The sequence below is a fragment of the Streptomyces sp. BB1-1-1 genome (genome assembly GCF_031597775.1).
Lineage (GTDB): Bacteria > Actinomycetota > Actinomycetes > Streptomycetales > Streptomycetaceae > Streptomyces > Streptomyces thinghirensis.
Genome location: NZ_CP134203.1, coordinates 840,442 through 863,955, shown reverse-complemented (window position 1 = coordinate 863,955; position 23,514 = coordinate 840,442). Strand labels below are relative to the sequence as shown.

Genomic DNA, 23,514 nt, shown 5'->3' with positions numbered 1-23,514 from the left:
GCTAGGGAGATCCAATCCATGTGAAGGGATCCGTAACGGGGGCAAGAATCGCCTGGTCCTTGGGGGGTGCGCCATTCGGCGTTTGCCCTCCTTTGAGCTGCCAGTAACATCCCGTTTGGGTTCCGCCTTGAAAGCGGAGACGAACGATGAAGCGACTCATGGCGGGGCTCCTCGTCCTGCTCATTTCCGCAACGCTGAGTGCCTGTTCATCGGCCGACGATGCGCCGAAGAACGCAATGGGAGTACCGAAGACCCTCCGCGTGGGGATCATTCCCAATGTCTCCCCGGACAAGCAGAAAGCCCAGTACGAACCGTTCGCCGGCTACCTTTCCGACCGGCTGGACGTCAAGGTCGAGCTGTTCGTCGCGAGTGACTACGCCGGCGTCGTCGAGGCCCTGGCCTCGAAGCATGTGGACATCGCCTACGTGGGCGGGCTCACCTACGTGCAGGCGGAACGGCAGGTGGACCTCACCCCGCTGGTGACGGAGGTGGACAAGGACACCGGCACCCGGGAATACGAGTCGGCCATCGTCGTCAAGCAGGACTCCGATGCCCGGTCCGTCAAGGACTTGCTCGACAGCAAGGCGTCCTTCGCCTTCGGCGACATCAGCTCGACCTCGGGCAGTCTCTACCCCCGGATGATGCTCGTCGACGCCGGCGCCGACTGTGACGACCGGTCCCTGACCTCGTGTGCTCCGCTGTCGAGGGTCACCTTCGCCGGTGGGCACGACGCCGTGGCCCAGGCGGTCGCGAACGGCAGCGCCGACGCCGGCGGACTCGAACTTCGCATTCTGCGCCGACTGGAGGCGGACGGTTCGGTGGCCGGGGAGGCGCTGCGCGTCGTGGAGTCCCGCCGTGTCATGGGCTACCCCTGGGTCGCGCGCAGCGCCCTGGGCGAGAAGGCCATGGGGCAGATCCGGGCGGCCTTCGAGTCGATGTCCGACCCGGAGCTCCTCGACCTGATGAGGGCCCACAAGTACGCCGCGGTCACCTCCGCCGACTATGCGGACGTCCGAGCCAGGGCGGAGAAGCTCGGACTGGTCACGGGCTAGACGCGGCCGGACCGCTGGGCTGGCCGCGCCAGTCCCGGCCACGGTCCGTTCCGGCGCCCGCCCCGCAACCGCACAGAACAGCTCCCGCCGCGTCGTGCCATGTGCGGCTTACCCGCAGGAAGGCGTAATTGTGCATTTTCTCGGACCCGAATGCTTCGCCACCACCGGCCGATATGGAGCAGGCGCTGCGCAGTGATGTCGCGCGCGGACTGTCCAGAATGCCCAAGGAAGTTCCTCCCAAGTGGGCGAGCGGCGAAGATCGCTCCTGATTATCCCGGGCCCCGGATTCATGCTGTGGCGGCCGACCGCGATCGGCGTCTTTCCCTGCTTCCGTACGAAGAACGGAGGTCGATCTGGTGAAGGACCGATCGCAGTTGGCCGCAGCGGGTTCCGCTCTGTTGTGATCAGAAGGGGCTGTCGCGATCGCCCAAGAGGTCCTATCATCCAAAAAGTTCTAGACAAGCAGAATACTTCGTCTGGCTGTCCTGTGTGCTGGCCTGGAGGTGCCCCCTGTGGCCCGTTTCGGAATGATCATTGATCTGAACACCTGTATCGGCTGTCACGCATGTTCGGTGGCCTGCAAGAACGAGTTCGACGTCCCGCTGGGGGTGTTCCGGGACACCGTCAAGTACGTCGAGGAAGGCGAGTACCCGAAGGCGACGCGTCACTTCATCCCGGTGCTGTGCAACCAGTGCGAGGACGCGCCCTGTCTCAACGCCTGTCCGACGGACGCGATCACCCGCAAGCCGAACGGCGAGGTGGTGATCGAGGAAGGCGACTGCAACCTCAACCGCTTCTGCATGGCGGCATGCCCGTACGACGCCATTTACGAAGACCCTCAGACCAAGACCGCGAGCAAGTGCACCTTTTGTGAGCATCGCACGTCGCAGGGCGGCCAGCCGGCCTGTGTGGAGGCCTGCCCGACCGGCTGCCGGATCTTCGGTGATCTGGACGACCCGGACAGCGAGATCTCCGCCAAGGCCCGGCAGCACGAGCTGGACGTGTGGAAGCCCGAGGCGAACACGCGCCCCAAGGTGTTCTACGTGGACCCGCGCCGGGCACTGCCGCTGATCGCGGTCGACGGAGTCCAGGTCGACTCGGGTGCGGACCTCGAGGGACGGTGAGAATGCCGACGCAGCTGGCACAGGTGGCGCCGATGGCGGACTCCCCCTGGGGAGGGCTGCTCGCGGTGTACTTCGCGATGATCGGTGTGCCCAGTGGGCTCACGCTGGCGGTGTGGTGGCATCGCCAGCGCTGTCCGACCGCGGCGCTGACGTTGGACTGGCGGGCGGGCTGGGCAAGCCTCGGCCTGCTCGCCGCCGCCGGGGCGCTGCTGACGATCGACCTCGGCCGGCCCGAACGGTTCACCCTGATGCTCACGGAGTTCGGCAACTGGGACTCCCCGATCTCGCTCGGTGCGAAGATCATCGCCTTGAAGGTCTTCCTTCTGGGTGTGGCTCTTTACATGCTGTCGCGCAGGCGCGCTGCCTCCGCGGGTGCCGCCGCGCCACTTCCGGCGCGAGGTGCGACTCGGCAGCTGGAACGGGCGGTGACATGGCTGCTCGTGGCCAGCAGTATCGCGCTGGCGATCTACCCGGTGGCCGTGCTGGCAAGAACGTGGGTCTCCCCGCTGGCCGGTACGAGCGGCTCCGCTCTGCTGTTCCTCGTCACGTCGCTGCTGACGGGCTACGCCGTCGTCGAGCTCATCGCCACGGGCATCGAACCGCGGGGCAACCAGGACGCCGGACGCCGAAGCATGATGCTGCTGCTCCTGATGACCTTCGGCGCCGCGATGGTGTTCACCGCGGTGTCGGAACCCGTTGGACCGGCACGTGAGTCACTCGATGCCGTCCTGCGCGGGGATTGGATGCTTCTGTTCTACGGCGGTGTCCTCGGCATCGGCCTCGCCGTGCCTGTCCTGGTACTGCTCCTGGCGCGACGTAGGCGGGTGGCCCGAATGCTCGGCGCCGTCGCCGTCCTGGTCGGCTCCTGCCTCGCGCGCTTTCTCGTTTTCACGGCCTAGCCACGGGGGGACATCGTGACAACCGAAACAGGATCCGCCGACATGGAGACACCGGACACATCATCGACGTCTGAGGCTTCCTGGGAACTGGACCGGCGGGACCTGCTGCGGCTGAGTGCGGCGGCCGGCTTGGCCCTGGGTGGACTCGGGGCAGTGGCGATCATCCGTGAGCCGGGCTCGGCAGCGGTCCCCGCGACTGACGAGCGGAAGGTGCGCACCGTCGCCTCCATGTGCCAGATGTGCACGACAGCGTGCGGCATCATCGGGCATGTCGCAGGCGGCCGGCTGCTGAAGGTCACCGGCAACTTCGAGGATCCCAACAGTCAGGGCTCTGTCTGCGCCAAGGGAGTCGCGGGACCGTCGGTCCTCTACGATCCCTACCGGCTGCTGTATCCGCTGCGGCGAGTCGGCGAACGCGGCTCGGGCAAGTGGCGGCGGATCACCTGGGACGAGGCGTACGCCGAGATCGCCGATCGGCTGAGGGAGATCCGCGAGCGAGGGAAACCCGAGGAGTTCGCCTTCCAGCAGGGACGCAACCGGTCCACCGACATCGTGGCCCGGTTCCTGAACGCTTATGGAACCCCCTCCCACTTCAACCATCGTGCCCTGTGCTCGTCGAATCGCCGGGCGGCGATCGTCACTACAATCGGCGAATCGGACTGGGACCTCGGCGACTTCGAGAACAGCCAGTTCGTCCTGAACTTCGGGTCGAACTGGGCCGAGGCCCACCAAGGCCATATCCCCGTTGCCATCCGCATGATGCGGGCCCGGCAGAAGGGCGCGAAGCTCGTAACCTTCGAGACTCGACTGTCCAACACGGCCGCTCTGTCGGACGAATGGTTCTGTGTCAAGCCCGGTACCGATGGGCTGATCGCGCTGGCCATGGCGCATGTCATCTGCAGCGAGGGTCTGTGGGACCGCAAGTGGCTGGACACATGGTCGAACCCTCCGGCTGAGAAAATCGCCGAGCACGTCAGCGCCTACACGCCCGAGTTCGCGGAGCGGGAGAGCGGGGTGCCGGCCGCGGACATCAGACGGATCGCCCGGGAGTTCGCCGCTGCGGCTCCCCAGTGCACCACGATCTGCAACCGCGGTTCGCAGGCGCATCGCAACGGCTACTACAACGACCGGGCCATCACCATGCTCAACGCCCTGGTCGGAAATATGGGCAAGCCGGGTGGTTGGTGCTGGCATCCCAAGTCCGCGTGGGACAAGGACCTGCTGCCTGAGCCGGGGCCAGTACCGGACAAGCCCACGGCCAAGAGTGTCATCGTCGAGGCCAAGGACTGGCCGCTGGCCAACGCCTTCAACGGCAAGAAGATGAAGGTGGGCCAGATCGTCTATCCCTGGATCAAGGAGCGCAGACAGAAGGTCTCCGCCCTGATGACCTACAACGCCGACACCGCGTGGTCGTTCCCCGAATCCCAGCTCGTCCGCTCCGTCCTGGCGGACGAAGAACTCATCCCCTTTCACGTCTGCATCGATGTGATGTATACCGACACCGGGCATCTGGCGGACATCATCCTGCCGTGGGCCACCTACCTGGAACGATGGGACATCGACGCCCGGCCACCACAGGGACTGGTCGACTACGTCGGGCTGCGTCAGCCTGTGGTGCCGCCCCGCGGCGAGTCCAAGGACATCCGCGAGATCTTCCCGGAACTTGCCCGTCGTATCGGGGGAGGGATGGAGAAGTACTTTCCGTGGAAGACCGTCGAGAGCTACTTCGAGGAGTACTTCAAGCCGATCCCGGGCGGCTTCGCCACGATGCGGGCCAAGGGCATCTGGCTGGACCCGACGAAGAAGCCCTTCTACGAGCCGCACATGAAACGGCTCACCCCCGAGGAACTCGAGGGTGCCCGAGAGGACCCGAGAACGGGCATCCTCTATAAGGGGACTGATGAAGACGGCGCTCCGATGGCCATCGGCGTCATGGTCCAAGGAGTCGCCCGCAGAGGCTTCCTCACCCCGTCCCGGAAGGTCGAGATCCGCAGCGACTTCATTGTCGACAAGGGCAGAGAAGTCGACCGCAGGATCGAACCACTGCCGGTCTACGAGCCCATTCCCAGCCACCAACGCGAGTTCCCCGACGACCACTTCGTCATGACCAGTTTCAAGATCAACGTGCACAACGCGCATCGGACCATGCAGTCCAAATGGCTCCAGGAGATCTCGCACACCAACCCCGCCCTGATGAACCGCCGTTCGGCGGAGAGACTCGGCATTCGCGACGGCGACTGGATCGAGGTGGAGAGTTTCCGGCCCGAGGACGCGGACGTCCCGCGCGGCGACGGCAGCAAGGTCGGCACCCTGCAGACCAGAGTCCGGCTGACCGAAGGGGTCCATCCCCTTGTGGTGGCCATCGCGCACAACGCCGGCCGCGAGGTGGGCGGCGCCTACGCCACCAATGGAAAGGACCAGCAGGACAACCCGGGCTTCGCGAAGATCGCGGACGCGGACCTCGACCGGTTGTGGTGGGAGGGAGCCATCAGCGTTCCGCAGAACGACCTGCTCCCGGTCTATCCCGACCCGACCGCCGGTGGCCAGGCCTACCACGACACCGTCGTGCGGATCCGGAGGATCGAGCGATGATGAAGCCAGCACTGGCTGTGAGCGCCGAGCACGTGAGGGTGTACACCGCCGTGCTCCAATTGGCGGTGAGAGTTCTCTGCCGGGAGATCGACGCCCAGTTGTACCGGCAGATGCAGGACTCGGACCGGCGCATGGATCCCGGTGACGCCCCGCTGAGCGACCCGGTCCTGGCCCTGCGTACCGAGACCGAGGCGCTCGAGGAACTGGCCGTGGAGTTCTGCAGGCTGTTCGTCGGTCCCCGACCGGTCTGCCCGCCGTACGCCTCCGAACAGCTCGGCGAGATCAAGGCGGGTGGGCGCGCGGCGCACGACATCGAGGCGTTCATGAGCAGACACGCCCTGCGGGCGGCTCTGCACGCTCAGGACGCCATCCTCGACAAGGACCATCTCGCGGTGGAGCTGGCGGTGCTGGCTCATTTGCTGCAGATGGCGGCCGGCGCCGTGACCGGCGAGCAGGCCCGCGCCGAGGCCTGGGCGGCCGCCCACGATCTGCTCCATCGGCACATCCTGCCCTGGGCTTGCGACTACCTGGGCCGCCTGGAGAACGCCGCCCGATACGCCCCCTACACGACCGTTGCCCACCTGGCACGCAAGGTGCTGGAAGAAGCCGCGGACTGGCCGGCCTCCGCGCCGTCCTACGTAGCCTTCTGATCTCATGCAGAGGTGAGATTGTCATGCCGTCTTCTCGACCAGACAGTGCGGAACAATCATCCAGAAAGGACGTCCGGTGTGTCGACCGGGTGATCATCAGGTTCGCGGGGGACTCGGGCGACGGTATGCAGCTCACCGGTGACCGCTTCACGTCGGAGACGGCGTTCTTCGGCAACGACCTGTCGACGCTGCCGAACTTCCCCGCCGAGATCCGGGCCCCCGCCGGCACCCTGCCCGGTGTGTCGAGCTTCCAGCTGCACTTCGCCGACCACGACATCCTCACGCCGGGTGACGCGCCGAACGTGTTGGTGGCGATGAATCCGGCCGCGCTGAAGGCGAATGTGGGAGATCTGCCGCGCGGCGCGGAGATCATCGTCAACACGGACGAGTTCACCGAACGGGCGATGCAGAAGGTCGGCTACGAGACCGACCCGCTGCAGGACGGTTCGCTCGACGACTACCACCTCCACCCCGTCCCCCTGACGACACTGACGGTGGGGGCCCTGAAGGACTTCGACCTCACCCGCAAGGAGGCCGAGCGCAGCAAGAACATGTTCGCGCTCGGCCTCTTGTCGTGGATGTACCACCGGCCGACGGAGGGCACGGAGAAGTTCCTGAAGTCGAAGTTCGCGAAGAAGCCGCAGATCGCGGAGGCCAACATCGCCGCGTTCCGCGCGGGCTGGAACTTCGGCGAGACGACCGAGGACTTCGCGGTGTCCTACGAGGTGGCGCCGGCAGCTCAGGCCTTCCGCGCCGGGACCTACCGCAACATCTCCGGGAACGTCGCCTTGGCGTACGGTCTGCTGACCGCCTCCCGCCAGGCGGATCTGCCGCTGTTCCTGGGCTCGTACCCGATCACCCCGGCCTCCGACATCCTGCACGAGCTGTCGAAGCAGAAGAACTTCGGGGTGCGCACCTTTCAGGCCGAGGACGAGATCGCGGGCATCGGCGCGGCGCTGGGCGCGGCCTTCGGGGGCTCCCTGGCGGTGACGACGACGAGCGGCCCCGGTGTGGCGCTGAAGTCGGAGACCATCGGGCTGGCGGTGTCGCTGGAGCTGCCGCTGCTGGTGGTGGACATCCAGCGCGGCGGGCCGTCGACGGGCCTGCCGACCAAGACCGAGCAGGCCGACCTGCTCCAGGCGATGTACGGCCGGAACGGCGAGGCGCCGGTGCCGGTGGTCGCGCCGCGAACCCCGGCGGACTGCTTCGACGCGGCCCTGGAGGCGGCCCGGATCGCGCTGACTTACCGCACGCCGGTGTTCCTGCTCTCCGACGGCTATCTCGCCAACGGCTCCGAGCCGTGGCGGATCCCGGAGCTGGACGAGCTGCCCGACCTCGCCGTGCGGTTTGCGCAGGGCCCGAACCACACCCTCAAGGACGGTTCGGAGGTGTTCTGGCCGTACAAGCGGGACCCGCAGACGCTGGCCCGCCCCTGGGCGGTGCCGGGCACGCCGGGTCTGGAGCACCGGATCGGCGGCATCGAGAAGCAGGACGGCACCGGGAACATCTCCTACGACCCGGCCAACCACGACTTCATGGTCCGCACCCGGCAGGCCAAGGTCGACGGCATCGAGGTGCCGGACGTGGAGGTCGACGACCCGGCCGGCGCGCGGACGCTGGTGCTGGGCTGGGGATCGACGTACGGACCGATCACCGCGGCGGTGCGGCGGCTGCGCGCGGCCGGGCAGGAGATCGCGCAGGCCCATCTGCGCCACCTCAACCCCTTCCCGAAGAACCTCGGTGAGGCCCTCGGACGCTATGACCGGGTCGTGGTCCCTGAGATGAACCTCGGCCACCTCGCCGGTCTGGTCCGGGCCCGGTACCTCGTGGACGCGCGCTCGTACAACCAGGTCAACGGCATGCCGTTCAAAGCGGAGCAGCTCGCCAAGGCCCTGAAGGAGGCCATCGATGACTGAGGCACTGAAGCTGGTCCCCAAAGCCGAGGCCAAGCAGTCCATGAAGGACTTCAAGTCCGATCAGGAAGTGCGCTGGTGCCCCGGCTGTGGTGACTACGCGATTCTCGCCGCGGTCCAGGGCTTCATGCCGGAGCTGGGCCTGGCCCGCGAGAACATCGTCTTCGTCTCCGGCATCGGCTGTTCATCCCGCTTCCCGTACTACATGAACACGTACGGCATGCACTCCATCCACGGCCGCGCCCCCGCCATCGCCGCGGGCCTCGCGTCCAGCAGACGGGACCTGAGTGTGTGGGTGGTCACCGGTGACGGTGACGCGCTGTCCATCGGCGGCAATCACCTCATCCACGCCCTCCGCCGCAATGTGAACCTCAAGATCCTACTGTTCAACAACCGGATCTACGGCCTGACCAAGGGCCAGTACTCCCCCACCTCCGAGGTCGGGAAGATCACCAAGTCGACGCCGATGGGCTCGCTGGACGCGCCCTTCAACCCGGTGTCGCTGGCGCTCGGCGCGGAGGCGACCTTCGTGGCCCGCACGATCGACTCCGACCGCAAGCATCTGACGGAGGTGCTGCGCCAGGCCGCCGCCCACCCGGGCACGGCACTGATCGAGATCTACCAGAACTGCAACATCTTCAACGACGGCGCCTTCGATGCCCTGAAGGACAAGGACTCGGCGGAGGAGGCGGTGATCCGGCTCGAGCACGCGCAGCCGATCCGCTTCGGCGCGGGCCTCGCCCGGGGCGTCGTCCGCGATCCGGTGACCGGCGACCTGGAGGTGGTCACCGTGACCTCGGAGAACGAGTCGGACGTGCTGGTCCACGACGCCCACGCGGCGTCCCCGACCACCGCGTTCGCGCTGTCGCGCCTCGCCGACCCCGACACCCTGCACCACACGCCGATCGGCGTGCTGCGCTCGGTCGAGCGGCCGGTCTACGACGAGCGGATGTCCGAGCAGCTCGACGCGGCCATCGAGCAGAACGGCAAGGGCGACCTGGCCACCCTGCTGGCCGGCGGCGACACCTGGACCGTGGCGGTCACGCCGAGGCGGCCGGCTCGATGCAAGGGGCGACTCGATGGCTGAGGCGGCGCCGTTGTCCGACCCGCACACGCTCTTCGACCCAGGCGAGGGCCGCCGAGACCTAGTGATCCTTGGTTCAACGGGGTCCATCGGCACCCAGGCAGTCGATTTGGTCCTCTCCCATCCCGAGCGATTTCGGGTGACGGCACTGTCGGCAGCGGGTGGACAGGTCGAATTGCTGGCCCAACAGGCGAGGCTGCTCCGTGTGGACGCGATCGCCGTGGCCCGGCAGAACACAGCAGGCCGACTCCGTGACGCACTGCGGGCGGCGTACGGATCGGAGCCCCTACCCGAAATCCTCGCCGGGCCACATGCGGCGAGTGAGCTGGCAGCTTCACGCTGCCACACGGTACTGAACGGCATCAGCGGTTCCATAGGGCTCGGGCCGACGCTTGCGGCACTGGATGCGGGGCGAACTCTCGCACTGGCCAACAAGGAGTCCTTGATCGTGGGCGGGCCGCTGGTGAAGGCCCTGGCGAAGCCGGGGCAGGTCATTCCGGTCGACTCCGAGCATGCCGCGCTGTTCCAGGCACTGAGGGCCGGGGCGCGTTCCGATGTGCGCAGGCTGGTGCTGACCGCCTCCGGTGGGCCCTTCCGGGGCCGTTCGAAGAAGGAGCTGGCCCATGTCACTCCGGAGCAGACGCTGGCTCACCCCACCTGGGCCATGGGTCCGGTCATCACGGTCAACAGTGCCACGCTCGTGAACAAGGGCATCGAGGTGATCGAGGCCCACCTTCTCTACGACATTCCGTTCCAGGACATCGAGGTCGTTGTCCATCCTCAGTCGTACGTGCACTCGATGGTGGAGTTCAAGGACGGCTCGACCCTGGCCCAGGCGTCTCCACCGGATATGCGGGGCCCCATCGGAATCGGCATCGGCTGGCCTGAACGGGTCCCGGGGGCGGCTCCGGTCATCGACTGGTCCTCCGCGACAGCCTGGGAGTTCTTCCGACTCGACCACGAGGCGTTCCCGGCCGTGCAGCTCGCCCGGCAAGTAGGGGAGTCGGGCGGGACCGCGCCCGCGGTCTTCAACGCGGCCAACGAGGAATGCGTCTCGTCCTTCCTTCAAGGAAGGCTGCCGTTCAACGGCATTGTGGAGACCGTTGCGGAGATCGTGGCGGAACACGCAACGCCCCGGAGCGGAGAGACCCTGACCCTGGAGGACGTGCTCGAGGCGGAGGTGTGGGCACGGCGACGCGCGCGTTCACGGATCGCGGTCATGCGGGGCCCTGGCCCTGTCACCGCGCTCGCCCGGGAGAGGCGCGAGTGATGACCGAACTCCCGAGCGGGACGGAAGCGCCCGCGGCGGAGCGAGAGGACGCCGTTGCCGCGGCGACGGGTGCTGGCCGGATGTCCTGCGTCCGTCCTTCACGGTCCCTTACGGGCGTTGGGCGGCCAGGTGCGTTGTGAGCCCGATGCGCAGGGGCGTCTGTTCGATAGCCGTACCGGCGGGCCGCGCCGGACATAGGCATGGCGGAGAATTTGGTCCGCAGCGAGGGCGTCATCCACGATTTCCACTCATTGGCGGTCCCGCTCCGCATCGCAGTGAAGCTGCTGTTTTCGACGGCTCGGGGAAGATCTGGTTCGGGCACCTCGACACCCAGTTCCTCGAGGGCGGCACGCATGGATGAGACTGGTGCCTTTTTGAGATCTTCGAAGGTTGTCACTGTAGTCCGCTCAAAACCCCCTCGCGCCTCGGTCCACTGATCGTAGAAATTCCCCCAGTCCTCAAGGCGGCTCACTCCGTTCGGGCCCGGCTGGTCAAGCCATCGCTCGAAAGATCCCGCCCGGATGTCCAGGGGGTCCTTGGCGAAGTGGATGCGGAAGTTGTACCAGGAGAACAGGGCGTCGCGTGGGTCCCGGACCAGTATCCACGCGCCCAGCAACGGCCGTTCGGTGAAGAATTCCGGGGTGAGGTGGGTTTTCACGAAGCGTGGCCACCTGCGTTTCGGGACGCTGGTGTGGCCGTCGCGTTTCGCGGTGGCTGCCAGACGGCTGCGGTAGTCGGCGTACGCAGGCTCGGGAGTGTTCGTACCATCTGGGTTCAGCACCTCAGTGTATGCGTCCGCATAATTCAGTCCCAGTTCCAGCAGAATGTTTCCCAGGAAGGACTGCCCCGAGCCGCCGATGCTGGCGACCAGTACGTCTTGGTTCCCCAACTTGTCGATGTTCTCCTGGTACAGCGCGTTGTACCTGTCCTGTATGCCATGGAGAAGGTAGTGGATCTTCTCGCTCACGGTTTCTCCTTCGAGTGCCGATGGAGTTCCTGGCCTGTGGCCGCTCGGTCGCCCAGGAGGAGGACGAGAATTCCCCCCAGTACGGATACTGCCGCGGCTACCAGAAAGGCCATCTGGTAGCCGGACGCAAGAGCAGATGTGTGGTTGTCGGAAGCAATGGCATCGCTCCGGGCGACGGCCACCGTGTTCAGGCCGGCGATGGCGAAAGCGCCGGCCGTGTATTTCGCGGTTTCGAATGCTCCGTAGCCGGCTCCCTTGTCGCCGGGGGCTACGTCCTTCCCGGCTGCCACGTTGAAGGCGACGGCTCCCAGAACTGTGCCCAGTCCCAGGGCGAGGAAGCCGGGCAGAATGTGCGGGAAGTACCTACTGTCGGCCGAAGCGAAGGACAGAAACAGAAGGCCGCCGGCGCTGACCAGTTGCGCTGCTGCCGCCACCTGAGTCCACGGGATGCGGCGTAGTAGCCGGTCGGCCAGGGCTGACCCGGACAGCACGACGAGGCCGAGGGGGCAGAATGCCAATCCCGCGATCAAGGCGCTGTAGCCGAGCACCTGCTGGAGGAAGAGCAGCCCGACGAAGATGCTTCCTTGGTAGGCGAACTCGTTCGCAGGCATGGTGAGCACCGCAGTACGCAGCGAGTGAATGCGTAGCATGTCGAGCCGCAACAGCGGTTCTCTCGCCCTGCGTTCCCGGAAAAGGAAGCCTGCCAGGCAAAGAACGGACAGGCCGAGGGCCGTTACCGTGAAAGGCGAGAGCAGGCCCCGGCTCTCCGTGCTGGTGATGGAGAGTACAAGGAGCATGAGCCCGGCGGTTGACAGCGCTGCCCCCGGCACATCGAGGGAACGGGGACCTGCTTCGGGCTTTGTCCCCGCCAGCAGCACGGGCACTGCGACAGCGGCCAGCAGAGCGACGGGCGCGGACAACAGGAACACATACCGCCATCCGAGCCCTTGGGTCACCACTCCGCCGATCACCGCACCACCCGCCGCGCCCAGGCCCCCGGCCACCGCGACCGCCGCGAACAAGCGGGTGCGCTGGGCGGGCGAGGGGAGGGGCAAGCAGCAGACCCGCAGCGAACAGTGTCAGACCCGTGGTCAGCACGCGACGCCGACCGAAACGGTCGCCAAGCCGGCCCCCGAGCAGGAGCAGCCCGCCCAGGGGGAGGGAATAGGCGGTCAACGCCCACTGGGCGTCCGCCTGCGCCAGGGAAAAGCTGTGCTGGATCGTCGGAAGCGCCACGGTGACGACCAACCCGTCGAAGACGACCAGGAAGTTGGTCACCGTCAGCAGAATCGCCAGGAATGCTGTCCGACGCGTTGGCGACACGTCGCTGACCCGCGAACCAGCCGTAATGGGCATCGACTCCGCACCCCCGCGACGACACGTTGCTTGATCCGGTACGCACTGCAGCCAGGGCCGGCTACGGTCTCCACGGCTTCCACGCCGTCCAGACGTTCTTTGACGTAGGCGAGGAATCGGTAGAACCCGTCCTCGCCCAGTTGCACCCGGACGTCATTGACGGAGCGCCAGGCGCCCAGATAGTGCTGAGGGGCTTTGGCGAACGGTGTGGAGGCCTTCGAGATAGATGACGCGGTCGAATGCCGGATGGGCCGAGAGCCGATCGGTGAGGGTGCTCGTCGTGCCGGACCGACCGGACGAGACGCGTTTCAGGTTGGGTTTGGGTGAAGCTGGCTCGTACGTCGATGTAGGGCAGGCCCTGCAGATCGACCAGTAAGGGCATCCCGCGCAAGTCCCGGTAACCGTACGCCAGTCGTGCCTCTGCCCACTCGCTGTCCGTGATCAACTCGCGGTACAGGGAGAGCGCCAAGGGGCTGGGCCGCACACCCAGAATCTCAGCGGGATTCCAGTCCGGCATGACACCCAGTGCGGTTTCGGCGCCCAGCGCAGGGGGCCGCTCCCGGTTCAGCGCGCGAAACCGTTTCTGACACGCCGCGACGGCGTTTCGGTGCCGCCGCCAGGGCACCGAGCGGCGTTTGGCCGCCAGGGCCCGCATCTGGAACAGCATCAGAGATCCGCCGTCGGTCACGCCGAACTCGAACTCGAACGGCTGGCCTTCTCCGGGAGCTTCGTCCCCGAGTATCGCCTCGGGTTCCTCGACGAGAGCAGGCAGACCGCGAAGGGAGGGAGAGGGAGCATAGCCGTGCTGGTAAGGCAGGAAGTACCAGGACTTGACGTCCGGCTGGCCGGCGGTGACCACCGTGGTGTCAGAACCTTCCGACCAATTGACCAGCCGGTACGGCGCCTCGGTGCCGGGGTCGCAGGAAGAAGCGACTCCGCGGGCCACAGCCCCCGATAACAGTGGCTGGACCAACACCTGGTCCTCAGCGTCAGCGGCACCGAAGGAGTCGATCACCGCGTCCACGGCGCCTCGCAGTCCCGCCTCGCCTTTCACATCGAGCCGCGAATCGAACCGGCCGGCCTGGGACGCCCCGTCCCGGTCCTCGCTCAAGACGCTGCTGCGCACGACCAGAGGGCCCCTCGCCCAGGGCTTGCCGCGGACACGGGCCAACACCCGCTCGGGCGCATCGCGCCACTGTTTGACCGTGAAGTACTCCAATGGCAGCACCTTGGCCGACCTCAAAAGGCCCGACAGGCGCGCCAGCGTCTCTGCCTTCGTGCCGAAGCAGAACTCTTGATCCCGAAGCACTGACACGCACCCCACCCCTCACATCCATCCATCCATCCTTGATCGGTGATGCTGTCGGGTACCGAAGCAACCATGCGAAAATCTCAGACGGACGACAGTCGGGACAGGGGATCCTTCGGGGGCCGGTCCGGACGAAGCCACCTGGCTGTGGTCGGGGCATGTCGTTGAGTGCCTGGGCCGCTCGCGGGGCTTCCGTGCTTACAGCAACGGGCTACGACAAGCGCGGCCGCGACCCTCGTTATCCGGTTCCGCGCGTGATCGGCCGGACAAGTCCTGGGCGCCCCTACGACCCTGCCCTTGAGTCCAGACACCGTATGGACAGCGCTTGGCACGCTGCCGGGAGGCTGCTGACCTCTCGACGGCACCGGATGCTTACCCGCCTGCCGGCCGTGGCCGACGTGACGTGAGCGATCAGGTGGGACGTGAGCGTTGACTCCACGGGGTGCCGCGCCCATCAGCAGGCGGCCGGGCTCGGAGCCGCCGGGCTCGCAGGTCGAGCTCGTGCTGTACCGCATCCAGTCCAGAGTTGATGCGGCAGGGGGTGCGGCGGCAGTAGAGAATGAGGTCATGGCGATATGCAAGAAGTGCCGTGCGCAAAAGCGCGGTTGGCCTCGTTCCTGTGCCCGGTGCCGGTCCGAGTCGGACCGGACGGACGCTGCTGAAACCGCCGCTGAGATCGCTGTGGAGGCAGGACTGCTGGGGTGGATCTGGCGAGGAGTCATGGGAGTTGTACGGCTGGTGCTGCGTGGGCTCAACTGACCGTTTCAGAGCGAGATCGGTGTGTCGGCCGACGGTTGGCGCACCTCCGCGACGGGACGGAGCACCGTCAGAGAGTCTTCCTGGCGAGCCACCATCGCGAAGGGGAACCTGTCGATCTCCAAGCAGAGACCGACGTCGTCCGGGTGGTATCCGCTCCGCAGCCCACCGGTGAGATCGGCCGCGGCACGAGAAGTCCTCGCGCGGTGGAGATACGGGGCCGCCTCGACGCCGTCCTCGGCGATGGACCGGCCGATGTATTCGGCGCAGGCCAGGTCCTCGTCGGCCCGGCCTCCCTCACCGGTGACCACGAACGTCACCGGGCGGGGCTCCTTGGTTCGCAGGAACCGCGCGGTCGGGCCGGCCACCACAAAACTCGCGCACAGGACCAGTGGTGCGTTCGCCACGGCCAGCGCGCCCACGGTTCCCGCCGTCGTCTTCTGCACCAGCGTGCGGCCGGCGAGATCGCATGACCTGAGCAAGCCGGGTGAGTTCACCGCGTCGAAGCCCGCTGCCGGAGCTCCGTCCTTCAGGGCCAGCCAACCCGGGTGGCTCTCCTTCAGGGCAAGTGCCTCTCTCTCCGTCGAGGCCAGGACGATTCTCTCGACGCCGCGTGAGAAGGCCCAGGCAGCCACGGTGAAGGCGCGCATGACGTCGATGACGACAGCGACACGGGGAACGCCGGTCAACTCCGGTATGCCGACGAAGTGATGGTCCATCGCACCATCCTGCCGCTTCCCACAGCGCACGGGGCCGATTTGGCACACCGCTCCCCGGGAACGAGAGCCTGCGGGATCATGAAGCATGCGTTCGGATGCTTGGCACCTCACCGAAGACATCGACGATTTCCTCGCCCGGGCCGGGGACTTCCTCCGCTCGCGCCCCGTCCTGCACAACACACCGCTCACCGTGATGGAGAAGTGGCGGACCCGGCCGGGCGCGTTCGAGCCCGGTACCGTCCTCTTCGGCCGGCTGGAGTCGGAAGGCGAGACCCGGGCGATCTTCTTCCGTCCGTCGACCCGCCGGCTGACCCTCACCCCGCTCTCTCCCGAACGGGCCGACGCCCTCGCCGCCCGTCTGCACGGCCTCGGTCACACTCTTTCCGGCGTCACCGCGGACCACGACACCGCCACCGCGTTCGCCGAGGCCTGGCAGCGGCACACCGGCGCGACGCCGACGCTCCGCGTCCGAATGCACCTGTACCGCCTCGGCACGCTCACCCCGCCGGAACCGCACCCGGAGGGCCGCGGCCGGATCCTGGACGAGCAGGACCACGACGACCTCATGCGCTGGTGCCGCGAACTCGCCGCAGACCTCGGGGAGACCGTCACCATCGACGCCGGCTCCTGGGCCGGCACGCGCTTCGCCGAGAAGCGCTACACCTTCTGGGAGACCCCGGACGGCACCCCCGTCTCCATAGCGGGCGTGAACCCGTTGGTCGCCGGAATGGTCCGGGTGGACCCCGTCTACACCCCGGCTCACCTCCGCGGACGTGGCTACGCGGCCGCCGTGACGGCCGAGGTGAGCCGGGCCGCGCTCACCTCGGGCGCCACGGAGGTCGTGCTGTACACGAACGCGGCCAACCCCACCAGTAACGCCCTCTACCAGCGCCTCGGGTACCGCCGGGTCACCGACTGGGCGCCGTACGACTTCGCGTACGCCGAACCGCGGCCTGGTGAGCGCCAGGAACGCTGAAGCCCACTCCGCCCGCCCCACCGTCGAGGGGGAGGCGCTGATTCGACTCTGGTCCAGGGCGCGCGTCAGCCCTGCGGCTGACTCGGCGGCGGCACCGTTTCGCGATAATGACCAGGTGAACACGGACGTCGCGCCACGGCTCGGGTGGTGGCAGCAGACCTGGCGGCTGGCGGCGGCCGCGGCAATGGGCGTACCGGCCTGGCTCTCCACCGGTGTGCTGCTGGCACGGGGGCAGGCGGCCGAAACGGGCCCCTGGTTCTTCATCGGTGACCCGCTGGTGGCACTCGGCTGCCTGACGGCGCTCTGGTGGCGGCGGCGGTTCCCGCTCGCCGTCGCCCTGACGGTCGCGATCGCCTCGGCCGCGTCGACACTCGCCACCGGCGCCGCGCTCGTGGCGCTGGGATCGATCTCCGCCCGTCGTCGCCCGGTGGAGATCGGGATCGTCGTGCTCGCCTACGTGATCGCCTCACAGTTCGCTGTCGGGTTCTACCCGGTCCAGAGTCCGCCCGGCTCGTGGTGGCTCCAACTCGCCTTCCCGGCACTGACCGCGGGCATCGCGGTGGCCGTGGGCATGGCCATCGGGGCACGGCGTGTCGAAGTGCGGTCCTTGCGGGACCGGGCGGAGAGCGCGGAACGGGAACAGACCGCACGAGCGGCGCAGGCACGGGCCCTGGAACGCAACCGGATCGCCCGCGAGATGCACGACGTGCTCGCGCACCGGATCTCGCTGGTCGCCATGCAGGCCGGAGTGCTGGATCACCGCGGCGACCTCGGAGCCGAGGAGAGCCGGGTGCTGGTCCGCGGCATCGCCGAGGGCTCGCACCAGGCCCTGGAAGAACTACGGGACGTCCTCGGCGTGCTCCGGGCCGACCCCGGCCACCCGGAAGCGCCACAGCCCTCCTTCGAGGCGATCCCCGGCCTGGTGGCCGACGCCCGCACCTCCGGACTGGACGTGACGCTCACCACCACGGTGACGGGAACGCCGTCCGACGCCGTCGGACGCACCTGTTACCGGGTCGTCCAGGAGGGGCTGACCAACGCCGCCAAACACGCTCCAGGCGCACACATACACATCACCCTCGAAGGACCAGCGGGCGGCCGACTCGACGTCGGAGTCCGCAACTCCCCGGCCACCACCGGGTCCGCACAGCCACCGGCATCGGGGTTCGGCCTGCTCGGTCTCACCGAACGAGTCGATCTCGTCGGCGGAGAACTCGACCACCACCCCACACCCGACGACGGCTACGTCCTCACCGCACGACTACCCTGGCCGAACGCCACCCACGAAAAGAGAACATGAGTGGACAGCGAGCGGGAACCGGTGCGTGTCGTCATCGTCGATGACGAACAGCTGGTGCGCATGGCCCTGCGGCTCGTCATCGACGGCGAGCCGGACCTGACCGTCGTCGCGGAGGCGGCCGACGGGGACGCCGCGATCACCGCGGTGGGCGAGCAGCGGCCGGACGTCGTGCTGATGGACGTCCGGATGCCCGGCCGTGACGGTCTCAGTGCGACCCGGGAACTCGTCGCCCGGCCGGCGCCGCCCCGGGTGCTCATGCTGACCACGTTCGACTCCGACGACCTGGTGCTCGGCGCACTGCGCGCCGGAGCACTCGGGTTCGTCCTCAAGGACACCCAGCCGTCGCAGATCCTCGACGCGGTGCGCACCGTCGCGGAGGGCAACCCCGTGCTGTCCCCGGCGGCCACGGCACGGGTGATCGCCGCGGCCACCGGCCCGCAGTCCTCCCACGCTCGCAAGTCATCCCGCGAAGCCGCACGGAAGCAGCTGTCCACACTGACCGAACGAGAACTCGAAACCGCTCGGGCCATCGCGGACGGACTGGGCAACCCGGAGATCGCCCGGAAACTGCGCATCAGCATCGCGACCGTCAAGGCACACACAGGCAGCCTCTTCGCCAAGCTGGCGGCCGAGAACCGGGTACAGATCGCACTCCTGGTCCGCGACGCGGAGGAATGACCGGCCCGGCGACAGAAGGTGCCGGCCCCTCACCGTTACTACCCGTTACCCGTTACCCGTCGTGTCGGCGGCGCACGATCTCGGTGATCCAGGTGGGCGCGTACGGAGACGTGCGGCCCGGGGGAGTCGGATAGTCCTTGAGCACCTCCAGGCGCTCACCGATGCCGATCGCACGGGTGCGGTGCTCGGCGTGCTCGATCCCGATCTGAGCCAGGCAGCGGTTCATCGCCCACTGCAGACGCTCCGGGGCGTCCCGTATCTCCGCCTCGATGACGTCGAGCAGCCCTGCGAGGTCGAGACCGTCGGGCTTCTTCGCCACGCGTTCGATGGTCAGCGCCCAGCCGGCGCTCGCGACCAGCGGATCCGGATCGCCGGATCGGCGGACCAGGCCAGGCACAGCTCCTCGGAGTGCGGGTACGCCGTGATCGTCACCGTGTCTCTCGTTCACCGCGCGCAGCCTGACGTCGCCGGCCGAAGGGGGCGGCGGTCGGACCCGCCCCCGTCAGCGGCCGTGGGGCCGGAGCCACTGCGGCCGGTGGGTGGTCGGACGACGATGTCCTGCCGGCTCGCCGCCCGTGCCACTGCCGCCTTCGCCTTCCATGCGGCCGGCCAGGTCGTCGCGCTCCGCGGCGGCCCGCGTGGCGGTGTCACGGTCCCTGCGGCGCTTCTTGCTGCGATGGCGCGCCAGCACCGTTCCGGCCAGCAGCATCCACATCCCCAGGCCGAAGATCAGGGTCAGCGCGATACCGCCGAGGAACGCCCCGAGCGTGCTGATCGTGAAGGGATCGCTCCCCAGCAGGGACACCGTGTAGTCCGGACCGCCGGACAGATTGTCCGCGATCAGTAGCCCCGCGAAGGCGGCGGCACCCGCCATGAGCAGGAGACCCAGCACCAGCATGGTTCTCACCTCGTCGCACGTGGGTGTACGCCGTACGGGTCACCAGGAGGAAAGAGACAAAACGCGCCGTGCTCGACCAGTGGCGTTCACCTGGCCTACCGTGGTGAGAGGTTCCACGTCGGCGGCATCGCAGTCTTGGGGTCCGAGGGCTTCTCGGGAGGTGCGCGGTGAGCGCGCCCTCGCCGCAGCCGATGTCCAGCGCCGGCCCCTGTCGATGGCCCGGTAGCGGCTGCCTCGCCGCCACAGATCCACAAGGTGATGTCGCGCCAGGAATTCCGGTTCGACGTAGCCCAGCGAACCACCGGTGCCCAAGTTCCGCACAGGCACCGGTGGTTCGACGGCGCGGGTGTCAGGCGCCGAGGTCGTACAGGACGAACTCCTCCCAGGAGCCGGTGATGTCGGTGGAGCGGGCGCGCAGCGCGTACTGGAGGGATCCGGTGTAGCCGTTCTCCATGGTGACGAAGAGACCGTTCAGCGTGGACTGGAGCGCCCAGCGGTCCAGGTCCTCGTTGTAGTACACGAAGAACCGCTCCCAGCCGCCCACGCTCGTGGAACGGGCACGCAGCACGTTCTGCGCGCTGCCGGTGAAGTTCTTCTCCACCGCCACGTAGCGGTTGTTCGCCAGGGACCTCAGGGCGTACGTCTCGGTGGCCTCGTCCCACTCGAAGGCGAAGCTCTCCCAGGAGCCGCCGAACTCGGCCGAACGAGCCCGCAGCACGCCGGTGTTCGGGGCGGCGTAGTTCACCTCGGTGGCCACGAACCTGCCGTTGCGGGCCGACTGCATGGCCAGCAGCTCCGGCTCCGCCTCCGCGGCGAGGGTGCCGTCACCGGCGGCGAGCGGCGCCTTCCGGGCGCCCGTCTCCTCGGTGATCCGCGCCAGATCGCTCGCGTTCACCGCCTCCCACCCGGCGGGCACGGCGGCCGGCCGGTCGGCCCCGGGGGCGGCCACGGCCGCGGGAGCGGCCAGGGCGGAGGTCGCCAGCAGGGCGCTCAGGGAAAGAAGTACGGAGGTCATGCGTCTCACGGGAATTCCTCAGCTCTCGTCGAACGAATTCCGGGGGTGGCGAGACAATGGGCCCGCGACGGGTCTGGTCGGCCTCTCGAGATATTCGCGACATGCGCAATATCCGAGATACTCGAGATTTCGAGATATTCGAGGAAGGTACAGCACCCGCCGTTCCCCCGATTTCCCCGCACCCCCGACAACTGCGGTCGGCGCCCCTCCCCGGGCACGTCGGCAGCCGCTGCGCCAACTCGGCGAAGCGGCTTCAGCATAGTGATGTGACGTGCGTTTCAGCAGTGCTCTGGCGTTGAATCGGCGAAAGCTGAACGGAATCACACGGCATTATGGATTCCGTGGTTCTCCGTTCAGGGCGGTGATGCTTCTCGTTACCGTCGCGGCCACTTGGTGTGGGCGGTGTGCCGTCACCGGCCCCTGCGGGTGAGTCCGTCGACGACGAATCCGATCCCGATGCCGAGCATCCAGGTGTCCTTCGCCAAGGCCGTGCCCTCCTGGGTCGGGCGCAGGCTGCCCTCCTCGCGCATGCCGGGCGTGCGCAGGTACAGACCCACCAGCCCGGCGGAGAACGCCGTCAGGCCGGCACCCGCCACCGCCGTCGGTACGATCGGCAGGAGCAGCGCGGCGCCGAGCGCCGTCTCACCGGCGGAGAGCAGCCGGGCGAAGGTCGCGGGCCGCAGCCTGCCGAGGAACGGATAGGTGTTCTTCGCCATTCCGTGCAGCATGGCGGCGGTCTGCTCATCGGCCCCGCGCTTCGACAGCCCGGAGTTGAGCATGAAGGCCCCGGTCGCCAGTCGTGGGGCGACATGCCTGAGTTCGATGGGCAGACGCATGAGAACTCCTAGCGGCGTTTCCTTCGGACGCGTGTCAGCCTAGGGCGCACGGCGGCGCCCGGCAGGGCGGGAGAGCGACGGCTGCGCCGTTCGGGGCATGGCGGCGTCTCGTCGCGTACGCCCGGGTCAGTACACGGGGTTACTCCCGTCGCCGGACGTCTTCACGGCCGCCGCCCGGCAGCGTGGGTGGGGTGAAACTCAGCCGTCCCGCCCGCCGGGTCTCCCTCATCGTCCATGTCGTCGCCTCCGCCGGCTGGCTCGGGCTCTCGCTCGGGCTGCTGGCGCTCGGGGCCACCGCCGCCACCACCGCTTCCGCGGTGACCGTGGAGGCCAGTGTCCGTGGCATGAAGCTCTTCGCCGACTGGCTCCTGCTCCCCCTCGCTTTCCTGACCCTGTCGAGCGGTGTGGTGCTGGCCCTGGGCACTCCCTGGGGACTGGCCCGGCACCGGTGGGTGTACACGAAGTTCTGGCTGACGCTGGCCACGGCGACCGCCACGGTCTTCGCGCTGCGCCCCGGGGTGAACTCGGCCGTTGCCGCGGTCGCCGCGGGCGAGTCGCTGCCCGACGCGGGCGACGTGCTGTTCGGGCCGGTCGTCTCCCTGTCCGCCTACGTCTTCATGACGGTGATCTCGCTCCTCAAGCCCTGGGGGCCGACACGGCGCGGCCGGCGGCTGCGAGCGGCGGCCGGGTCCGGCGGGCGCGACCACCGCACCCGCACCCGCACCGCCGGAGTGTGAACAGGCCGGCCCCGGGCGGTCCTCCTGCGCGGGGACATGACGCCGCAGCCCTCCGCCGTCGGCCGGCGCTGCGCCGGGACCGGCCGGTTCGTAGCATGAGGGCATGACCGGCACAGCCCCCGACCTGATGCGCGCGGCGTACATCGACTCCGTCGGCCCGGCCGACCGCATCCGATACGGGCGGCTCCCCGTGCCGTCGACCGGCCCCACGGACGTGCTCGTGCGGGTCGACGCCGTGGCCGTCAACCCCGTTGACACCTTCGTACGGTCGGGGGCGTACGCCACACCGGTGCCGTTCCCCTTCGTCGTCGGACGTGACCTGGTGGGCGAGGTCGCCCTGGCCGGCCCCGGCGCGGCGGGCTTCACGCCCGGGCAGCGGGTGTGGTGCAACAGCCTGGGCCACGCGGGCCGGCAGGGATCCTGCGCCCAGTACGCGACGGTCGCCGCCGAACGCCTCTACGCGGCACCGCGCGACATCGACGGGGAACACCTAGTGGCGGCCGCCCACCCGGCGGCGTCGGCCTGGCTGGCGCTGTTCCGGCACGGGCGACTGAGGCCGGAGGAGACCGTGTACATCGGGGGCGGCGCCGGAAACGTGGGCGGCGCCGCCGTGGCCCTGGCCTCCCGGGCCGGGGCGCGGGTGGTCGCCACGGCGCGTGCCGAGGACGCCGCGGCCGTCCGGGAACTGGGCGCCGCCGAGGTCCTCGACCACCGGGCGCCGGCTCTCGTCGAGCGTTCGCGCCGGGCCGCACCCCACGGCTACGACGTGCACCTGGACACGTCCGGACACGGAACGCTCGCCGACGCCGTGGACCTGTTGGCGCCGGGCGGGCGCCTGGTGGCGATGGTCGGGCTGGGCTCAGGGCCCGCCGGACTGCCGGTGAGCCGGCTCTACACCAAGGACGCGAGCATCGTGGGCTTCGCCATCAGCAACGCCACGACCGCCGACCTCGCCGAGGCGGCGGAGGGCGTCGTACGCGTGCTGAGAGACACGCCGTGGCGCCCGCGCATCGCCGACCGGCTGCCGTTGTCGATGACGGCGGAGGCGCACCGCAGGCTGGAAGCGGGCGAGGTGCGAGGGCGGCTGGTCCTCACACCCTCTTGATCGTCTTTCCGGCCCGGCGACCGGCCGATCCGGGGACGGCCACGAGCTTCCTCAACATCCGGGTGGCCGACATCGAGCGCTGCTACCGCGAGTGGAGCGCGCTCGGCGCGGAGTTCCTCACTGAGCCGATCGGCCGGAAGGCCGAACTCCGGTGCTGTCTGCGGGACCCGGACGGCTACCTGATCGAAGTGGGCCAGGCCACCGGACTGCTCGACGGCATCCTCGCCGACCCGCCGGCGAGCCGGGGCTGACGCGTCGTCGGGCGCGGACGGGCCGCC

Annotated in this window: 21 protein-coding genes and 2 pseudogenes; 14 read left to right on the top strand and 9 right to left on the bottom strand. The window is 68.4% G+C overall.

Annotated elements, in window-relative coordinates:
* Positions 1–146: 146 nt before the first annotated feature.
* The 8 genes from phnD to dxr all read left to right on the top strand — a co-directional run bounded on the left by phnD (position 147) and on the right by dxr (position 10,584).
* Entirely contained in the window at positions 147–1,052 is a 906-nt protein-coding gene (phnD, locus tag RI578_RS03935; protein WP_310869736.1) for a phosphate/phosphite/phosphonate ABC transporter substrate-binding protein, read from the top strand.
* A gap of 527 nt (positions 1,053–1,579) precedes the next feature.
* The gene (locus tag RI578_RS03930) at positions 1,580–2,176 is read left to right on the top strand and encodes a 4Fe-4S dicluster domain-containing protein (protein WP_399063020.1); all 597 of its coding nucleotides are present in this window, start codon (positions 1,580–1,582) and stop codon (positions 2,174–2,176) included.
* A gap of 2 nt (positions 2,177–2,178) precedes the next feature.
* Positions 2,179–3,075, top strand: coding sequence for an NrfD/PsrC family molybdoenzyme membrane anchor subunit (gene nrfD / locus RI578_RS03925; protein WP_310869734.1), 897 nt, complete (start codon positions 2,179–2,181; stop codon positions 3,073–3,075).
* A gap of 42 nt (positions 3,076–3,117) precedes the next feature.
* Positions 3,118–5,667 carry a molybdopterin-dependent oxidoreductase gene (locus RI578_RS03920; RefSeq protein ID WP_310869733.1) on the top strand — a complete coding sequence of 850 codons (2,550 nt, stop codon included), beginning with the start codon at positions 3,118–3,120 and terminating at the stop codon, positions 5,665–5,667.
* The gene (locus RI578_RS03915) at positions 5,664–6,317 is read left to right on the top strand and encodes a molecular chaperone TorD family protein (protein ID WP_310869732.1); all 654 of its coding nucleotides are present in this window, start codon (positions 5,664–5,666) and stop codon (positions 6,315–6,317) included. Before RI578_RS03920 ends, RI578_RS03915 begins: the two co-directional genes overlap by 4 nt.
* 23 nt (positions 6,318–6,340) lie before the next feature.
* Positions 6,341–8,233 (top strand): 2-oxoacid:acceptor oxidoreductase subunit alpha, encoded by a 1,893-nt coding sequence (locus RI578_RS03910; RefSeq protein ID WP_310869731.1) that lies wholly within the window; start codon positions 6,341–6,343, stop codon positions 8,231–8,233.
* Entirely contained in the window at positions 8,226–9,317 is a 1,092-nt protein-coding gene (locus RI578_RS03905) for a 2-oxoacid:ferredoxin oxidoreductase subunit beta (protein WP_310869730.1), read from the top strand. Before RI578_RS03910 ends, RI578_RS03905 begins: the two co-directional genes overlap by 8 nt.
* Positions 9,310–10,584 (top strand): 1-deoxy-D-xylulose-5-phosphate reductoisomerase, encoded by a 1,275-nt coding sequence (gene dxr / locus RI578_RS03900; RefSeq protein ID WP_310869729.1) that lies wholly within the window; start codon positions 9,310–9,312, stop codon positions 10,582–10,584. The genes RI578_RS03905 and dxr overlap by 8 nt, the downstream gene beginning before the upstream one ends.
* Here dxr and RI578_RS03895 read toward each other — a convergent pair.
* The 5 genes and pseudogenes from RI578_RS03895 to RI578_RS03880 form a co-directional block, all read right to left on the bottom strand.
* Positions 10,553–11,551 carry a sulfotransferase domain-containing protein gene (locus RI578_RS03895; protein WP_310869728.1) on the bottom strand — a complete coding sequence of 333 codons (999 nt, stop codon included), beginning with the start codon at positions 11,549–11,551 and terminating at the stop codon, positions 10,553–10,555. The genes dxr and RI578_RS03895 overlap by 32 nt on opposite strands.
* Positions 11,548–12,606 (bottom strand): MFS transporter, encoded by a 1,059-nt coding sequence (locus RI578_RS03890; protein WP_310869727.1) that lies wholly within the window; start codon positions 12,604–12,606, stop codon positions 11,548–11,550. The genes RI578_RS03895 and RI578_RS03890 overlap by 4 nt, the downstream gene beginning before the upstream one ends.
* A gap of 7 nt (positions 12,607–12,613) precedes the next feature.
* A pseudogene (locus RI578_RS42675) lies at positions 12,614–12,907 on the bottom strand (MFS transporter); the annotation flags it as partial.
* Between the two features lie 61 nt (positions 12,908–12,968).
* The gene (locus tag RI578_RS03885) at positions 12,969–14,222 is read right to left on the bottom strand and encodes a hypothetical protein (RefSeq protein WP_310869726.1); all 1,254 of its coding nucleotides are present in this window, start codon (positions 14,220–14,222) and stop codon (positions 12,969–12,971) included.
* Positions 14,223–14,980: 758 nt separating this feature from the next.
* Positions 14,981–15,691: a 2-phosphosulfolactate phosphatase gene (locus RI578_RS03880; protein ID WP_310869725.1), complete on the bottom strand. Its 711-nt coding sequence runs from the start codon at positions 15,689–15,691 to the stop codon at positions 14,981–14,983.
* Between the two features lie 85 nt (positions 15,692–15,776).
* Between RI578_RS03880 and RI578_RS03875 the strand changes: the two genes are divergently transcribed.
* The 3 genes from RI578_RS03875 to RI578_RS03865 all read left to right on the top strand — a co-directional run bounded on the left by RI578_RS03875 (position 15,777) and on the right by RI578_RS03865 (position 18,645).
* Positions 15,777–16,667, top strand: coding sequence for a GNAT family N-acetyltransferase (locus RI578_RS03875; protein ID WP_310869724.1), 891 nt, complete (start codon positions 15,777–15,779; stop codon positions 16,665–16,667).
* Positions 16,668–16,782: 115 nt separating this feature from the next.
* Positions 16,783–17,967 carry a histidine kinase gene (locus tag RI578_RS03870; RefSeq protein WP_310869723.1) on the top strand — a complete coding sequence of 395 codons (1,185 nt, stop codon included), beginning with the start codon at positions 16,783–16,785 and terminating at the stop codon, positions 17,965–17,967.
* Positions 17,968–18,645: a response regulator transcription factor gene (locus tag RI578_RS03865; RefSeq protein WP_310869722.1), complete on the top strand. Its 678-nt coding sequence runs from the start codon at positions 17,968–17,970 to the stop codon at positions 18,643–18,645.
* A 52-nt stretch (positions 18,646–18,697) separates the two neighbouring features.
* Here RI578_RS03865 and RI578_RS03860 read toward each other — a convergent pair.
* The 4 genes and pseudogenes from RI578_RS03860 to RI578_RS03845 all read right to left on the bottom strand — a co-directional run.
* Positions 18,698–19,059: pseudogene (locus RI578_RS03860) on the bottom strand (DNA alkylation repair protein); the annotation flags it as partial.
* An 88-nt stretch (positions 19,060–19,147) separates the two neighbouring features.
* Entirely contained in the window at positions 19,148–19,543 is a 396-nt protein-coding gene (locus RI578_RS03855; protein ID WP_310869721.1) for a hypothetical protein, read from the bottom strand.
* A 349-nt stretch (positions 19,544–19,892) separates the two neighbouring features.
* Positions 19,893–20,558, bottom strand: coding sequence for a hypothetical protein (locus tag RI578_RS03850; protein ID WP_310869720.1), 666 nt, complete (start codon positions 20,556–20,558; stop codon positions 19,893–19,895).
* Between the two features lie 410 nt (positions 20,559–20,968).
* Positions 20,969–21,394 carry a hypothetical protein gene (locus RI578_RS03845; RefSeq protein WP_310869719.1) on the bottom strand — a complete coding sequence of 142 codons (426 nt, stop codon included), beginning with the start codon at positions 21,392–21,394 and terminating at the stop codon, positions 20,969–20,971.
* 191 nt (positions 21,395–21,585) lie between these two features.
* Here RI578_RS03845 and RI578_RS03840 point away from each other — a divergent pair, with 191 nt between their 5' ends.
* From RI578_RS03840 to RI578_RS03830, 3 genes are all read left to right on the top strand, one after another.
* A complete protein-coding gene (locus tag RI578_RS03840) occupies positions 21,586–22,131 on the top strand; it encodes a DUF2269 domain-containing protein (protein ID WP_310869718.1) in 546 nt (181 codons plus the stop codon).
* Between the two features lie 103 nt (positions 22,132–22,234).
* Entirely contained in the window at positions 22,235–23,236 is a 1,002-nt protein-coding gene (locus RI578_RS03835; protein ID WP_310869717.1) for an NADPH:quinone reductase, read from the top strand.
* Positions 23,233–23,487: a VOC family protein gene (locus RI578_RS03830; RefSeq protein WP_399059403.1), complete on the top strand. Its 255-nt coding sequence runs from the start codon at positions 23,233–23,235 to the stop codon at positions 23,485–23,487. Before RI578_RS03835 ends, RI578_RS03830 begins: the two co-directional genes overlap by 4 nt.
* Positions 23,488–23,514 lie beyond the last annotated feature (27 nt).

Coding starts and splice junctions, on each gene's coding strand:
- RI578_RS03930 (WP_399063020.1), top strand. CDS start 1,580: ATGATCATTGATCTGAACACCTGTATCGGCTGTCACGCATGTTCGGTG.
- dxr (WP_310869729.1), top strand. CDS start 9,310: ATGGCTGAGGCGGCGCCGTTGTCCGACCCGCACACGCTCTTCGACCCA.
- RI578_RS03835 (WP_310869717.1), top strand. CDS start 22,235: ATGACCGGCACAGCCCCCGACCTGATGCGCGCGGCGTACATCGACTCC.
- RI578_RS03855 (WP_310869721.1), bottom strand. CDS start 19,543: ATGCTGGTGCTGGGTCTCCTGCTCATGGCGGGTGCCGCCGCCTTCGCG.
- phnD (WP_310869736.1), top strand. CDS start 147: ATGAAGCGACTCATGGCGGGGCTCCTCGTCCTGCTCATTTCCGCAACG.
- RI578_RS03915 (WP_310869732.1), top strand. CDS start 5,664: ATGATGAAGCCAGCACTGGCTGTGAGCGCCGAGCACGTGAGGGTGTAC.
- RI578_RS03850 (WP_310869720.1), bottom strand. CDS start 20,558: ATGACCTCCGTACTTCTTTCCCTGAGCGCCCTGCTGGCGACCTCCGCC.
- RI578_RS03845 (WP_310869719.1), bottom strand. CDS start 21,394: ATGCGTCTGCCCATCGAACTCAGGCATGTCGCCCCACGACTGGCGACC.
- nrfD (WP_310869734.1), top strand. CDS start 2,179: ATGCCGACGCAGCTGGCACAGGTGGCGCCGATGGCGGACTCCCCCTGG.
- RI578_RS03875 (WP_310869724.1), top strand. CDS start 15,777: ATGCGTTCGGATGCTTGGCACCTCACCGAAGACATCGACGATTTCCTC.
- RI578_RS03880 (WP_310869725.1), bottom strand. CDS start 15,691: ATGGACCATCACTTCGTCGGCATACCGGAGTTGACCGGCGTTCCCCGT.
- RI578_RS03910 (WP_310869731.1), top strand. CDS start 6,341: ATGCCGTCTTCTCGACCAGACAGTGCGGAACAATCATCCAGAAAGGAC.
- RI578_RS03905 (WP_310869730.1), top strand. CDS start 8,226: ATGACTGAGGCACTGAAGCTGGTCCCCAAAGCCGAGGCCAAGCAGTCC.
- RI578_RS03920 (WP_310869733.1), top strand. CDS start 3,118: ATGGAGACACCGGACACATCATCGACGTCTGAGGCTTCCTGGGAACTG.